Source organism: Pseudoalteromonas sp. SD03 (assembly GCF_040937955.1).
GTDB lineage: Bacteria > Pseudomonadota > Gammaproteobacteria > Enterobacterales > Alteromonadaceae > Pseudoalteromonas > Pseudoalteromonas tetraodonis.
Map to the genome: position 1 here is coordinate 102,063 of NZ_CP162515.1, position 14,680 is coordinate 116,742.

The window sequence follows — 14,680 nt, forward strand, 5'->3', positions numbered from 1 at the left end:
TACATGCTAAACTTACTGGGGTATTATATAGCATAACGCTTAGATGTCACCACGGAGCTAGTTAGCAAGGTAAAAATCGAGCTTTATAAAATCTATAGAGAAACATATGCCTTTGTTTAAATTATACCGCCTGATAACTTATACCTGCCTGCTATTCAGTAGTTACAGTATTAATGCCTTAGAGATCATATTCATCAATCCTGGCTTTTCAAATTCAACTGAAGCTAATAGCAATAAAACCGGTGATTTTTGGTTTCATGTTTCTAAAATTATGCAAAATGCTGCCACAGATTTAGATGTGACATTAACTATAAAATACGCCAATCGAAATCATATTTTAATGAAAGAGCTGATCCAGCAGGCCATTAACGATAAGCCTGATTACCTGTTATTGGTAAACGAAAAAAATGTCACCAGCCAATACCTATCTAAAATAGACAGTAACAAGGTTCCCATTTATTTTTTATTAAATCGTCCTTCCCCTGCGTCTCTCGAGCAATTGCAAAAAAATGGCGTCAATGTGGTCGGCAGTATTACCCCAAATAATCGTGTTGCAGGTAAATCATTGATGCAGCAGCTTTATAAAAAGTTTACCAATAAAACAAAAACGCCAGCTCATACATTAGCTTTACTAGGGGACTACACAACCCCTGCTTCCACTTTACGTACCCAAGGGTTAATGGATTTTTTAGTGCAAACATCCAAAGTAACCTTAACCGCTAAAGAGGTTGCAAATTGGTCTGAGCAAGAAGGCTATATAAAAACCATGGCCTATATGCAACTTGCGCCTGAAATTAACATTATTTGGTGCGCTAATGATGCCATTGCGTTTGGTGCTAAAAGAGCATTAACGCAACTAAACAAACAATCGCAGGTTATTGTGGGTGGGATTAACTGGGATTCTGCGCCTAATAACGCATACACGCTTGATATATCGATAGGGGGTCATGTTTTATTAGGGGCTCATGCAATTATAAACTTATTTGATAACCATACTGATTTAAAGCATTGGCCACTTTTTCACAGCACTAATGATATTTTTCAGCCACTCAACGATACAAATAAGCCTTTATATAATGCAATTAATGCGAATAACCTAGCCGAAATAGACTTTTCGCAGTTTAGTAAAACCCGCCCAGACAAAGTTGAATTTACTATAGAAAACTTACTACTCGCGCTTGAGTAATGTAACTGTAAAGCCCCTTTACAGTTACATTGATTACTTTAAACGTCGTTAATTATGCCCTATTAGATAACCAGAGTGTTTGATACGGTGCTAATTGCATAGTTTTAAGCTCTTCATCCAGCACTGTTTTAGAGAGCAGCTCATGCCATTGCTGTGTATTTATTAAGTTCAAATCGGCCAAGGTTAAGCTTTGTGGCTGACTGCTGATATTATAAATACAAAAAATACTTTGCTGGCGGTCAATGCTTTGTCGCCAAAAACCAAATAACCCCTCTCCTAAATGCAAAGTGAACTGTGTTGCATTAGGATGAAATGCCGCTTGCCTTTTACGCACTGCTAATAACTGTTTTACTCCGTTGAATACTTGATGATGATGACTATATTTTTCTGCAATTGCCGCTAATAATTTTGACTCTTGCCATCGATGACGGTTAATGGCGCGATTGTGCTGCGAATTATCAAAGCGTTCATAGTCATTAGTGGTGCCAAGTAAACTATGTATATACAGCCCTGGGATCCCCTCCATTGCAAACATAATGGCGTGAGCACATAAAAAGCGCTCAAGGCCAAATTTATCCGCGCCATTATGCGTCCCTTGTAAGGCATCAAACAAGGCAATATTTAGCTCATACGGGGTATGTGTGCCATCGTGACTAGTACGCATTGAAACGCGCCCACCAAACTGCATGGTGGTACTGACTAATGAAGCAACCTCACTGGGTTGCAGCAAGCCTTCAATTGGCCTTAAACCAATGCCATCGTGAGAAGCAATAAAATTAAAATACGCAGTGCCGTTTTGTGCAGGCGGCATACTCATCATCCAATGCTTAAGCGCCGTACTATCGCCACTAAGTAAGGTATGCAACAACAACGGCGGCAAGGCAAAGTTGTAAATTGCATGGGCTTCGTTGGCATTACCAAAGTAAGACAAGTTCTCCTGATTGGGAATATTAGTCTCCGTGATGATCACCACGCTTGGCTCGGCATGCTCAATCAGCGTTCGTAATAAACGCACTACTTCGTGGGTTTGTGGTAAGTTTATACAACTGGTATTGAGTTGTTTCCATAAAAAGGCCACAGCATCAAGGCGAAATAAGCGAATACCGTTGTCTAAATAATGACGAATAATGCCGACAAACTCTTTTAACACCTCGGGGTTTTCAAAATCAAAATCCACTTGATCATGACTAAATGTGCACCATACATGTTTTTCACCACTGGTTGTTGTTACCGTATTTAATAGTGGCGACGTACGAGGACGAACAACTTGGCTTAAATCGTCAGTTAAACTGGCTGTTTTAAAGTAATCTTTTCCGGGGTGTGTGTCGGTTAAAAAGTTTTCAAACCAAATACTTCGACTAGAGCAATGATTAATGACTAAATCAGCCATCAGTTTTACATCATTTGCAATCGCGTTAATGTCTTGCCAGTCGCCCAGCGCTTCATTAACGTGTGCATAGTTCATCACCGCAAACCCTTCATCTGAGCTATACGGATAAAAGGGTAAAATGTGCAGTGCATTAAGCTGATGATCGCACTGCTCTTTTATAAAGCGATGCAAGGTTTTTAAAGGCGCCTCTAAAGGGGTGCCTACGGCTAAATCACTGTCTTCATGGTTTATTATCGAATCGCCATAGGCAATTAGCACAACATCTTGTTCATCCCAGCGGTTAGTGTGTGGCGTGGGATCGCGAAGTGGGTTATCACCTAAAATTAAGGTGATCAATTCTTCAGTCAATTCGCTTATTGCTATCGGTAATTCAACATCTTGATAAATAGCATGTAAATGTTGTTCAACTCGTTGAAAAAACTGTTCTTTAACTATACTCACAGGCGCCTCGTTTAATGATGTTAACTGTATTGCTCGTTATCTAGCTCAACGGCTTCTTTTAAACGCTCAAGTACGTCTGGCATTGCCGAGGCCACACGATTCCAACTCGGCACAAAGGGGGCTTCCATTGGGTTTTCTAAAAAGTGCTGACCAGCATTCATGATATTTTGCGCAAACATTTCAACGGCTTTTTCTTCTTGGTGAATATCAAGGGTTAAACCGTTCATTAGTGCATCATTATGATAGGTTTCAATAAAATCTAAACCAATACGGTAATATGTGGCTTTTAATGAGCGAATAGTTTCGCTGGTAAAGGTAACCCCTTGCGTTGCTAACTTTCTAAATAGTGCTTTGGTGATATCAATCGACATTTTAGAAAGGCCAGCGGTTTGGTCGTCGAGCGATAACGCCTGATGTTTATGATCGTAGTTATCCGCAATATCGACTTGGCATAATCGATTATGAGAATAATTACGATACATTTCACTTAATACGCCAATTTCTAACCCCCAGTCACTAGGAATACGAATATCGTTTAATACGTCTCGTCTAAACGAAAATTCACCGGCTAATGGGTAGCGAAACGAGTCCATGTACTCAAGGTAATCACGGCTGCCTAAAATGGTTTTAAACGAGCGCAATAACGGAGTAACCAATAACCGAGAGACACGGCCATTAATTTTTCCATTGGCGGTGCGCGGGTAAAAGCCTTTACAAAACTCATAGTTAAATCGAGGGTGTGCAACAGGGTATATTAACCGCGCTAATAAGCCTCGGTCATAAGTTAAAATATCACAGTCATGCAAGGCGATTGATTCAACCTCAGCGGTGGCTAATTTATACCCCATGCAATACCACACATTACGCCCTTTACCGAGCTCGCGTGGCGCCACACCTAAGGCTTGAAGCTCTTTGTCGAGCGCTTGTAAGCGTGGCCCGTCGTTCCAAAGTACTTTGTGGTTTTGATCAAGCGCTTTAAAAAAGTTCAGTGCATAACGATATTGGCTTTCGTCGGCTCTGTCTAAGCCTATGGTAATTTGTGATAAATAAGGTACTTTTTGCAGCTCTTTAACAATATTTTGTAGCGCGGGGCCTTCTAACTCACTAAATAATGAGGGCAAAATAAGCCCCATGGGTCGCTGCTTACTAAAACTCAGCAACTCTTTTTCTAAATCGTCTACGGGTCTGTTGGCAATATTATGTAACGTTGTAATGATGCCATTTTGATAAAAATCAGCCATGTAAACTATACTCCTCAAAATTGGGTAAAATGCTGTTAATACAAGGTAATGCAGTGATTTCTTCTACCCAGCCTAACGGCGCTGGCAACTGAGAATAGCGCGCTTTGTTATGGGTTAATTTAACCGGCTTTTTACTCTCTGGATTGGCAATAATAATGGCAATATCTGCCTCTTCTAGCATTTGCTTATCGTTATCACTATCCCCAAGCGCAATAATGCTTAGCGGCTTAGTAAACTGCGCAGTAAACTGTTTCACCAGCCATTGCTGCGCCATGCTTTTATCGGTATTTTTACCAATGTGGATAAAGCGCCCGCCTACTTTAACGTCGTAGCCGTACACTGTTATTGCGTTTATAAATTCGTTAAGTTTGTGCTCTTCGCCATGCCAGCAGAGCGGATCTGAATATTGACGATTCTGTGCTTGCGCCGCCTGTATCTCGTTTAACCCTGTGATGTGCATTACCTGCTCACACGATAACTCACTGAATAAACTATATTGGTCGCTGTAGTCTTTTTTTAAATGTGTTAAATCAGCCCATAAATTGCTAATGGGCGCCGCAAATGAATAACACCAATAGCCTTGGTATTCGCTGCAGCCAATGGGTCTGAGGGTAAAGTAATTTTCAGGAATATAGACAGCCGAGCCATTTTCAACAATAAAAGGCTGTTTAATATTGAGCGCTTGTTGCAGTGCCACCACTTCACTAAACGTTTTACTGGTGTTAAATACCACCGGCACACCGCTGTATTGCAGCTCTTGTAATAAAGTGTCGACCGCTTCGGTGTTGTAGTCTCTATGATTTAGTAACGTACCATCTAAATCGGTAAAAATAATGGGCTGACCAATATTGTCGCTAGTTAACTGCATTGCGACTACATCACGGTGACTATCAAGCTCTATTAATGCATTCGCTTTGGCACTGAGGGTATTTAAATTTTCTCGGGTAATACGCTCAAAGTGAGAAATAAACCAAAGCAGCTGCTCGTCGGTCATGGTGCCTGCGCCTTGGCCTTGTTTTACGATTAGCTTGTGCTCTTGCTCTTGTCGCCATGCAAATACATCATCAAAACTCGGGGCTTTGAGCATAATTGTGTAATCGATTTTATCAAAAACGGCTTTATATTCATTGGCTAAACAGCTGTTAATACAGCGACGCCATAGTCCTTGCTGATCGTATGATTTTTCTAGCTCATTAATGGGCTCAATTAAGGTAAAAGGCTGCTGTGGCTCACTGGCTACACACCACCCTTCTAAAATAACAATATCGACTGGCTGGCTATTGGTTAACCATTTATTTTTTGCTACGGGTTCATCTTGTTGCTTGTCAAAACGTGGCAGCGGTACATTAACCTCTTTATTTAACAAGCGACTAATGGTTTTATCCATAAGGGCAACATCATGTGTGCCTGGAACTCCACGGGTGGCAAATAAACAATGCACATCTTGTGCTAGCTGCTGACGTTTTTGGGTTGATAAATAAAAGTCATCAATAGAGAGTGCGACACAATTTAGGTGGGTGTTTTGCTCAAACCAAGTCACTAAATAGTCACCAAGCGTGGTTTTTCCTGAGCCTTGGCAGCCGTTGATGGCAACAAATAAAGGCGCATTTTTTTTGCTGGTTAAAATATCCTGAGCAATCACAGAAAAATACTGCTCACTAATATATTGATATTTCAACGGCAATTGATGTTTTACTAAAAAAGCATTTATATCCACACTATTGGCCTCCAATATAACAATCCCTGATTCAACTATAGGGTATGAATAAGGAAATGCAGTTACTAGACCAATATTATTTATTGTTACTTTTTAGTAGGTTAAAAAAAAAGCGCATTTAAAATGCGCTTTTTTGGTGCAATATTTTTAACCACAGTGCAAATTTAATTCTCGTTGCTCTGTGCTTTTGGGAATACTAAATTTAATACTATGCCTAAAACAGCGCATAAGCTCACACCTTCAAGGCTGAACTGGCTGCTACCAATGTGCATACCACCAATACCGCAAATTAAAATAAGCGCCACAATACTTAAATTGCGTGGGTCGCTTAAGTCATCGCCCGATTTAACTAAGGTATTTAAGCCAATAACGGCAATAGAGCCAAATAATAAAATCATTATGCCGCCCATTACAGGGACCGGAATGGTTTGCAAACCCGCGCCCATTTTAGCCACAAACGCTAAACAAATTGCAATAATGGCAGTCCACATCATCACTTTAGGGTTAAAGTTTTTAGTTAGCATTACCGCACCGGTTACCTCTGAGTAAGTGGTGTTAGGTGGGCCGCCAAATAATGACGCAGCAGACGTGGCTAACCCATCACCAAATAAAGTGCGATGTAGCCCTGGCTTTTTCAAATAGTCTTTTTTTGTAACTTGGCTAATTGCCATCATGTCGCCAATGTGTTCAATAGCAGGCGCAATTGCCACCGGCACCATAAACAAAATGGCTTGCCATTTAAACTCTGGCAGTACAAAGTTAGGCACTGCCAACCACTGTGCATTACTGACTGTTTCAAACTGTACTACACCCATAAATAACGATAGCGTGTAACCGGCAACAACACCGGCTAAAATAGGGATCAGTTTAAATACTCCTTTGCCCCACACGGCAAACACTAAAGTTACTAGTAATGAGAACATAGAGATAATAATGGCACTGTCGTAGGCAATAATTTGTGTACCACCATCGCCACTTTTACCCATGGCCATATTAACCGCAGCTGGCGCGAGTGCGAGGCCAATCACCATAATGACTGGGCCGACCACAATTGGCGGCAAAATTTTATGTAAGGTTTTTGTGCCTTTAAACTTCACCAATAAACTCAACAGCATATAAGTAAAGCCCGCTGCCATTAAGCCGCCCATAGTGGCGGGTATTCCCCACATTTGCACTGAGGCAATAATAGGTGCAATAAACGCAAATGACGAGGCTAAAAAGATAGGCACTTGGCCTTTAGTGACAAATTGAAACAACAAAGTACCTAAACCTGCGGTAAACAAGGCAACACTCGGATCGAGACCCGTTAAAATAGGCACTAATACCAGCGCACCAAACGCTACAAATAGCATTTGGGCACCCGTTAAAATGGTTTTTATTGAAAACGTAGAATTATTTTGCACTGCTAAACCCTAGTAAACCGTACCGAAAATTTTATCACCTGCATCCCCTAATCCTGGGATAATATAGCCTTTTTCATTGAGGTGGCTATCAACTGAGGCAGTAAAAATCTCTACATCTGGGTGAGCGGCTAATGTTTTTTCAACGCCTTCAGGTGCAGCAACCAGTACGATTACTTTAATTTCTTTACAGCCTGCTTTTTTAAGCATATCGATAGTGGCGATCATGGAGCCACCAGTAGCCAGCATAGGGTCAATCACTAAGCTCAAACGCTCATCAATATTACCTACTAGCTTTTCAAAATAAGGTACTGGCTCAAGTGTTTCTTCGTTACGCTCTAAACCCACTACACTCACTTTAGCCGCTGGGAGTAATTGCATTACGCCGTCCATCATCCCAAGGCCTGCGCGTAAAATTGGCACAACGGTAATTTTTTTACCTTTAATATGCTCAACTTTAAGTTTATTACCGTCCCAACCTGTAATTTCGTTATCTTCTAATTCTAGGTTTTTAGTGGCTTCGTAAGTTAATAATGTGCCAACTTCTGAACACAACTCTCGAAAACTTTTCGTGCTAATTCCATGCGCGCGCATTAAACCTAACTTATGTTGAACAAGGGGGTGAGAAATAACGTGAATAGCCATAGTAATAAACCTAGTGATAAAAAATTTGACGTATTTTATATTAAAACAGGCCGTTTGACTGTTAATTTTAGCCCTGATTTCATAGTTCGTGCCAAAATATTTAATTTAGCCATAACTGTTCAACTTTTTGTGTTTATGAGTTGTTACTGGCTAACCAATTATTTACCTGGGCTTGCATGTAGCCGTTAATTTTTTTGTGCTCGGGGCTCCACCCAAGTAAAAACCGATAAAAGTCTGCCCACGCCACCGGCCATAAATGAGCCCATTGTGCAATAACGTCATCCGCATTCACTGCTGGTTGGTAGTGACTGAGTGCGTTTTTAAACTGGCTAAAATAATAACCGAGGTAAGTTTGTGCGTGTTTGTGAAGCTCAGAATCGTCCAAACAACTGGTCATAAAATACATAACATCTACCACCCCAACACCCGCACCCACATATTGAAAGTCATAACCGAGTATATGCCCTTGGCTATTAGCGGCAAAATTAGCAAGCTTGGCATCACCATGAATTAACGTTTGGTAGTCACATTGTTTTAACGCGTTATTTAATTGAGTAGCTGCCTGTTTAATATCGGACTTTTCAGGCAAGTTATTAAATTCATCAGGGCGTGTATCTAAATGCCAATAACTTCCTTGCGGCCATAAGCCATCAAACTTTGTATTTAAATGAAAGGCATTTAAATGAAAGGCATGAAAATGTGCCAACCACTTTAATATGGCTTTTATATTCTCGGTGGTTGCTTGGGTGTATCCCAGCTTTGAAAAATCTTTAAACACCAAGGCAAATTCATCGCCTTTGTTGATTGCTTTAATGCATTCAATAGCTGCCGCTTGCTTGGGCAGTTTATGGCTAAATTGCTTATAAAACGTATATTCAACGTGGTAAGAGTCACGCTTTCTATTAAGCGCAAACGCACTTTGTTTAATTTTAGAATGATTAATGTGATCGGGTACTTTAATCGCTTTAATTACACAGGCTTGCTCATCAAGCTGACACTTCACAATATGGCCGCAGCCGCTCCAAAGTGAGGTTAGGGTTTCGCCAATAGCTATACGTTGAAAATGCGGGGTAAGTAACGAAAGATAAAAAGACATAGCCAAATTAGGTTGCTAAATTTTAGTTAGTTTAACATTAGACGGTGTTTTTAATAACAGGTCTTAAAACAAAGCTCTTAATAAATAAATCCATATGGTTTTACACAACCCTGTATGTAAAAAACGAATGCTAGTTTTTGAATGGGTGGCAAAATTAACTATGCCACTACAAACTTATCGTCGAATTGAGCGCTTTACCCGCTGAAATACTTTGTTGTATCCATTTTAGTTATGGCTTTGTTTAACAATAGAAAGGATAAGACTATCAATGTCATTATTCACTGCGCCAATACTACTATTACTTAAAATCACATAACCAAAGTTAAGGTCAGTGATAGAGCGTGATAGCGAGACCCAACCACGATTAAATCCAGCAAAGCCAAGACTGCTATTCTTTGCGTCAACAACATAGCTCATACTCCAGCGCCCATTAGTGTTTGGCGCGGGCTTTATCATCAGATCAATTAATTTTTCTGGTAGCAACCCTAAACCATTATAATCACCATCGTTGTTGCGCAACACAGCCATATTAAAGCGTGCTAAGTCTATTGGCGTTGTCTGTAAACCAGCAGCTGCTTTCTCATTAAAATAAACCATGCCCGTGACTTTGCCGGAATTATCGTAAGGTGTTGCCGACTTTTTGATAACTTTTTTAGTAATGTTAAAAGTAGAATCCTTCATATTTAGAGGCTTAAACACGTATTGCTGCATATAGTCTTCAAATGCCATGCCTGACACATCTTCAATTAAAAGTTGCACCACTGAATACCCACCACCAGAATAAGACCATTTTGTATCGGGCACATGAATAAGTTCAACAGATCCGGCGCCATTGTTATTGCCATTTAGTGAGTCAACTATAGATGTTAACTTTTCTGGAGACTCCCAGCCTGTATATGGGCCAAGTGACAAGCCTGAAGTGTGAGATAAGATATTTCTCAATGTTACTTTTTTTGCGTTAAACTCAGACTTAGGGATCTGCCAACGTTTGAGGTATTGGTTTATTGGCGCATCTAAATCGACTTTGCCTTGAGCTACAAGTTGCATTACTCCCCAAACAGTAACCAGCTTAGAAATAGACCCTACGTTAAACATTGTGCTTTGGGTAATCTCAGTTTTGGCTGCTACGTCGGCAAAACCATAGGATCGAAACTCTAGAACTCTATTTCCATTGACAAATGCAAGTGCAACACCAGGAGCTTTGTGTTTATCTAAAATCTTTGGTATGTCATCTTCCAAGCGCTCTGTGATCTCAGACACATCAGTAAACTCTTCAGCGGTAGCAAGACTAGCTAAAAACAATGTAAATATTATCAGTATTGATTTAATCATAACTTTCCTTAGTTCGTAAAACGCCAATATAAACAGACTTGAAATAGTTGGCTAAAATATTAAACAGTGTGAAAACAGCCAACGGTTTTTTTTCGTTTGAATATTCTTACTAAATACCGTTTGTTACCGATAAGTATTTGCTTTTACCGAAACTGACATAATAAATAGTTAAAAAAAGCAATTTGAATATATTACTACCAAAAGAATTTTTAATAATAATTCCTTTGTCAGTAATTGAGGCTACAGGAAAAGTTTGGCTTGAACACCAATCTATTTTCGCTTGAATAGTTTTAGTTGAATCAGGGATGTTTACTGTTTGCGTAACCCCTCTTTTTATAGTGGCAACTTCTACGTCATCCGCAAACAACTTATAGTCTCTCGCCATATCTACAAATTGTTTTGGTCTAAAAACTTGAATATTCATCTAAACTCCATTTAGGTATTTAACGCCCCAAAAAAGGCAATACAATAGCTGGCAAAATTAGAGACGCAGGAACAAAAGCCAACTGTTTTATTCTGCTTAATGTGTTTGTTGACTAAATAAAGCTATTAGCAAGTAACCCTACGCCAAGCCCTAAACCAAATATAGAGAAGTTGCGCAATATATATACTTTTTTTGAGATATCATAAATAGTTTTACCTTTTGTTAATGACTCAACTATATAGTCTTGAGCAATTAAAGAGTTAAGAATTGAAAAACAAAAACAACCTAAAGGAATATAAACCTTTGAGCCAAAGGTAAGTACTTTTAATTGAATAAGTATAACAACAGCACCTATTATTGCTGATGATAGCCATGCATACTGTTTTAACAACTCAAAATGTAGCTCTGTTGTAATAGTTTCATTTTGGATTTTATTTTTTTCTACACTTCGAGATTTCTTTATACTATCTTCATTATTTTCGACTTGAACTGATTCTTCCATAATTAAAATAAAACTCCATATTTTGATGAAAACCTAAAGCCCGGATAATGGGCTGATAATTGTTGGCTAAAATGTGTAACGAAGCGAAACTGAGTCAACTGTTAGCAGTTCCGCGCTCAAAGCGCCTGTTATGTGCACTTGTTGACCGTTGCTAAACCTAAATCTATATTTGCAACAATATAGCCATACTCTTTCTTAGTTAACTTTTTAGCCTGATATTGTTGCTTAGCTAATTCGTGAGTCCAAGCCTTTTCACATGGGGCTAATGGAATGGTTGTATCAACCATTAAAAGGTGTTCTTCCTGAATCACGCCCCCTTTTTTGACAATGCTTTTAGCGCAAAGGCTTAAAGCATATTCAACAGCAAATTTATCAACTCTTGGCATACCTACAAATTCTACATCACAACCAAGTTTCTCATTACCTTTAGTATCAACATAATAAAGCTGACCTGACGTGGTGCAACCAGATATAAATAAGATGATAACGAGTAATAAAATATGTCTGATATTCACTTTGCCTCCTTGTGCATATAAGCCCGCATATAGGGCACAAAAACGTAACGGCGATTTGGTTAAATTATGCAGAGCACCAAACTCAATCGCCGTATAGTTTTGATATCCAACGAGCCTGCGAGTGCATTGATGGTTTTGTTATTTGCCAGACCTTGAATATATTGATAGCAAAGGAAACTTACTTTCACCAAAGTTGATAGTTAGCGATAGTGTCTCATCTGCTTTGAATGATTGTAAAAACTCCAATGGCGCAATTCGCTGCCCATCTGCAACGATAGCCATTAGGTGTTTACTAGTTAGACTTCGTCGACCTGATGCCATATTAGTCAAGGTTACTACCGCCCAACGCTCACCAGAATCATTACTCATTAATACAAAATTATTTACACTAAAATCACTCTGCTCTGGCTGAATGTTTGATTCATTTGGGAAGGCCAAATCAAAACTATTAGGTACAACTCTATCAATGGAAAGTACCTCTTCACCCGAATGGGCACAAAATGTAAAAACCAGCAATATCCAAGACATCCTTTTCAACACAAATCTTCTCCTAATTTCATATAACATCTTGCAACAGGGCTAATGGAAGCGCTTTGGCCGTTTGTTTGGCCAACGAGCATTTGTTCCTGCCTGATTGCTTGTTAGCTATTCTTTGCACTTGAATTGATGATATCAACTATCTTTTTAGACATAGCTTCTAACTGTCTAGAAGTTGTAGCACCGAATATTCCTTCACTAAACTCTGAACGAGTGTCTAGTTGCGATTCACTAACTATTTGGTTTGTGGATAGGTCTACGAGCTTAACGTTTAGCATCAATTCGGCATCACCTACCATTACACCTGCCATAAATCGACCAAACCCTGAAACATAACGAAAATGCTCTATTGTTATTTCCACGGAGATATCAGCCTGATTAGATGAGTTGCTTGGTATCAAATTACCTTTGTAATCTGTAGTTATTAATGTATTAAGTTCAGTGATACTTTTAGTTAAATCTCTACTTTTAGAGATTGAATTAGATGAGGATATAGCTACTGATATACTATTTGGTATGGCTCCTTGCTGCATGTTCGATGTTTTTACTGATTGCTTAATGTTTGCAGCACAACCCGCAATTAAGCTTACTAAGATGATTAAAATAAAGTTTTTCATTGAATGCTAAATTTCCTTGAATAGCTAACGCTTTGCTAAGAGGCTAAAATGGTTGGTTGGCTTTTTTGCGGTACTTTGCAAAAAACGAGCAAACTGTTTTAGTCCTTTTAAGCACCTTGTTATGCGCTACTGCCTATTAATTCAGATACTGTAACATAGCGATAACCTTTATCTTTTAACTGCTGAACAATTAAAGGTACCGCAGCCATTGAATTACCTCTAGATTTAAACATTACATGTAAAAGAATAATTGACCCTGGCTTAGTATTTTGGACAACGTAATCGGATATATCACTTGCACTAGCATTTTTATCTAAATAAGTTTCAGGCTCCACATCCCACGTAACGGTAGTTATATTATTATTATTTAGATAATAAGGTAGCGAAAACAATTTTTTACCATAAGGTGGTCTAAAATGTATTTCACCTTTATAACCTGCCTCTGTAATTAACTCATTAGTTTTTTCTAGCTCATCTGCAACAAAGTTATAACTTTTCAAAACCATACGTTGATGAGTATATGAATGGTTTCCAACTTCATGACCTTTATCAATGATATTTTTTGTTTCTTGAATGTTTTCTTCTATAGCTTTGCCGACTAGGTAAAATGTAGCTTTAATTTCTGATTCATCTAGGATTTGGAGAATTTCTTTTGTTTTAAGTCTGGTCGGACCATCATCAAAAGTTAATGCGACTACTTTTTCAGTTGTTTCTACTCGATCTATAAGGTTACCAAAAAATTGAAATTTTTCATTCTTACTCAGCTGCCATAAAGCAATAAATATGATCAGCACTAATGCTGATAGTTTGATTATTTTACTCATGCAGACTCCATTTGCGCATAACAATTTTATAGTGTGCTCATCGCGCATATCTCTGCCAGCGCCCCACTAATATATTTATTAATTTCTTTTTAACAAATAAGTTAACTCATTGCCAGCTTAAAACTTTTAGTAAGGCTGTTCTTTTAATACAGTGCAGAAAAGAGGAAAGCGTCCTCATTTCTTGGCTTTGAAAGAAAGCACCAAAATGCCACGTGTTGCGAATCTGCTTAAATTGTTTGTTATGTTCGAAGTTTAACTGCTGTGCCAAACACTAATATTTCTGATGCACCATCAGTAACTGAGCTAGTTGTAAATCGTATTCCTACTATTGCATCGGCATTTAACTTTTTTGCATCTTCTATTAATCGTTCTACCGCTACATTTCGAGCTTCCATCAACATCTCGGTATAGCCTTTGAGTTCGCCACCCACAATCCCTTTTAAACCAGCCATGATATCTCGACCAACATGTTTAGACTGAACCATGTTGCCATTGACGATTCCCAATACAGCTTCGATTTCCTTGCCAGGAACAGTTTCCGTTGTCGTATAAATCATAATTTTTCCCTAAAACATAACAGCTCATTAAACACCACTTTGGGAGTTATAACCCTCAAAACAGCGTATATTATATACGCTCAATAATTCCACTAAACAACTCTAATGTAAACAAGTAATTACGTAACTTATTTACCACCCATTGTTAAAATACACTAAAACAACGTTTAATAATGTTCTGTACCATTAAATTAGTCGCATTAGTTATGGGCTTAAATTACACCCATAAAAAAGCCCCGCTTGATATTACTCAAGC

15 protein-coding genes are annotated in these 14,680 nt (G+C 38.8%); 1 reads left to right on the forward strand and 14 read right to left on the reverse strand.

Annotation, left to right across the window (positions count from 1 at the left end):
- The first annotated feature begins 106 nt into the window (after nt 1-106).
- The gene (locus tag ABZP26_RS16925; protein ID WP_058155971.1) at nt 107-1,186 is read left to right on the forward strand and encodes an ABC transporter substrate-binding protein; all 1,080 of its coding nucleotides are present in this window, start codon (nt 107-109) and stop codon (nt 1,184-1,186) included.
- Between the two features lie 52 nt (nt 1,187-1,238).
- Here the strand turns inward: ABZP26_RS16925 and ABZP26_RS16930 are convergent, their stop codons facing one another.
- The 14 genes from ABZP26_RS16930 to ABZP26_RS16995 all read right to left on the reverse strand — a co-directional run bounded on the left by ABZP26_RS16930 (nt 1,239) and on the right by ABZP26_RS16995 (nt 14,424).
- Nucleotides 1,239-3,017: a sugar phosphorylase gene (locus tag ABZP26_RS16930; RefSeq protein ID WP_064663010.1), complete on the reverse strand. Its 1,779-nt coding sequence runs from the start codon at nt 3,015-3,017 to the stop codon at nt 1,239-1,241.
- A 20-nt stretch (nt 3,018-3,037) separates the two neighbouring features.
- Nucleotides 3,038-4,258 (reverse strand): glycosyl transferase, encoded by a 1,221-nt coding sequence (locus tag ABZP26_RS16935; RefSeq protein WP_028834751.1) that lies wholly within the window; start codon nt 4,256-4,258, stop codon nt 3,038-3,040.
- Nucleotides 4,251-5,993, reverse strand: a complete 1,743-nt coding sequence (locus ABZP26_RS16940) for an HAD-IIB family hydrolase (RefSeq protein ID WP_368485885.1) — start codon at nt 5,991-5,993, stop codon at nt 4,251-4,253. The genes ABZP26_RS16935 and ABZP26_RS16940 overlap by 8 nt, the downstream gene beginning before the upstream one ends.
- 146 nt (nt 5,994-6,139) lie before the next feature.
- Nucleotides 6,140-7,378 carry a uracil-xanthine permease family protein gene (locus ABZP26_RS16945; RefSeq protein ID WP_368485775.1) on the reverse strand — a complete coding sequence of 413 codons (1,239 nt, stop codon included), beginning with the start codon at nt 7,376-7,378 and terminating at the stop codon, nt 6,140-6,142.
- Between the two features lie 9 nt (nt 7,379-7,387).
- A complete protein-coding gene (upp, locus tag ABZP26_RS16950; RefSeq protein WP_008115315.1) occupies nt 7,388-8,020 on the reverse strand; it encodes a uracil phosphoribosyltransferase in 633 nt (210 codons plus the stop codon).
- A 133-nt stretch (nt 8,021-8,153) separates the two neighbouring features.
- Complete coding sequence (locus tag ABZP26_RS16955) at nt 8,154-9,116, reverse strand: kinase (protein WP_368485776.1); 963 nt, start codon at nt 9,114-9,116, stop codon at nt 8,154-8,156.
- Nucleotides 9,117-9,341: 225 nt separating this feature from the next.
- Nucleotides 9,342-10,448, reverse strand: a complete 1,107-nt coding sequence (locus tag ABZP26_RS16960; RefSeq protein WP_024600909.1) for a serine hydrolase — start codon at nt 10,446-10,448, stop codon at nt 9,342-9,344.
- 109 nt (nt 10,449-10,557) lie between these two features.
- Nucleotides 10,558-10,872: a hypothetical protein gene (locus ABZP26_RS16965; protein ID WP_008466158.1), complete on the reverse strand. Its 315-nt coding sequence runs from the start codon at nt 10,870-10,872 to the stop codon at nt 10,558-10,560.
- 112 nt (nt 10,873-10,984) lie between these two features.
- Nucleotides 10,985-11,374 (reverse strand): hypothetical protein, encoded by a 390-nt coding sequence (locus tag ABZP26_RS16970; RefSeq protein ID WP_033104177.1) that lies wholly within the window; start codon nt 11,372-11,374, stop codon nt 10,985-10,987.
- Nucleotides 11,375-11,502: 128 nt separating this feature from the next.
- Nucleotides 11,503-11,889 carry a hypothetical protein gene (locus ABZP26_RS16975; protein WP_016899705.1) on the reverse strand — a complete coding sequence of 129 codons (387 nt, stop codon included), beginning with the start codon at nt 11,887-11,889 and terminating at the stop codon, nt 11,503-11,505.
- Nucleotides 11,890-12,027: 138 nt separating this feature from the next.
- Nucleotides 12,028-12,417, reverse strand: coding sequence for a hypothetical protein (locus ABZP26_RS16980; RefSeq protein WP_368485886.1), 390 nt, complete (start codon nt 12,415-12,417; stop codon nt 12,028-12,030).
- A 113-nt stretch (nt 12,418-12,530) separates the two neighbouring features.
- Nucleotides 12,531-13,043 carry a DUF4410 domain-containing protein gene (locus ABZP26_RS16985; protein WP_010388992.1) on the reverse strand — a complete coding sequence of 171 codons (513 nt, stop codon included), beginning with the start codon at nt 13,041-13,043 and terminating at the stop codon, nt 12,531-12,533.
- A gap of 119 nt (nt 13,044-13,162) precedes the next feature.
- The gene (locus tag ABZP26_RS16990) at nt 13,163-13,867 is read right to left on the reverse strand and encodes a polysaccharide deacetylase family protein (RefSeq protein ID WP_368485777.1); all 705 of its coding nucleotides are present in this window, start codon (nt 13,865-13,867) and stop codon (nt 13,163-13,165) included.
- 239 nt (nt 13,868-14,106) lie between these two features.
- The gene (locus tag ABZP26_RS16995) at nt 14,107-14,424 is read right to left on the reverse strand and encodes a heavy metal-binding domain-containing protein (protein ID WP_008112402.1); all 318 of its coding nucleotides are present in this window, start codon (nt 14,422-14,424) and stop codon (nt 14,107-14,109) included.
- Nucleotides 14,425-14,680: the final 256 nt, after the last annotated feature.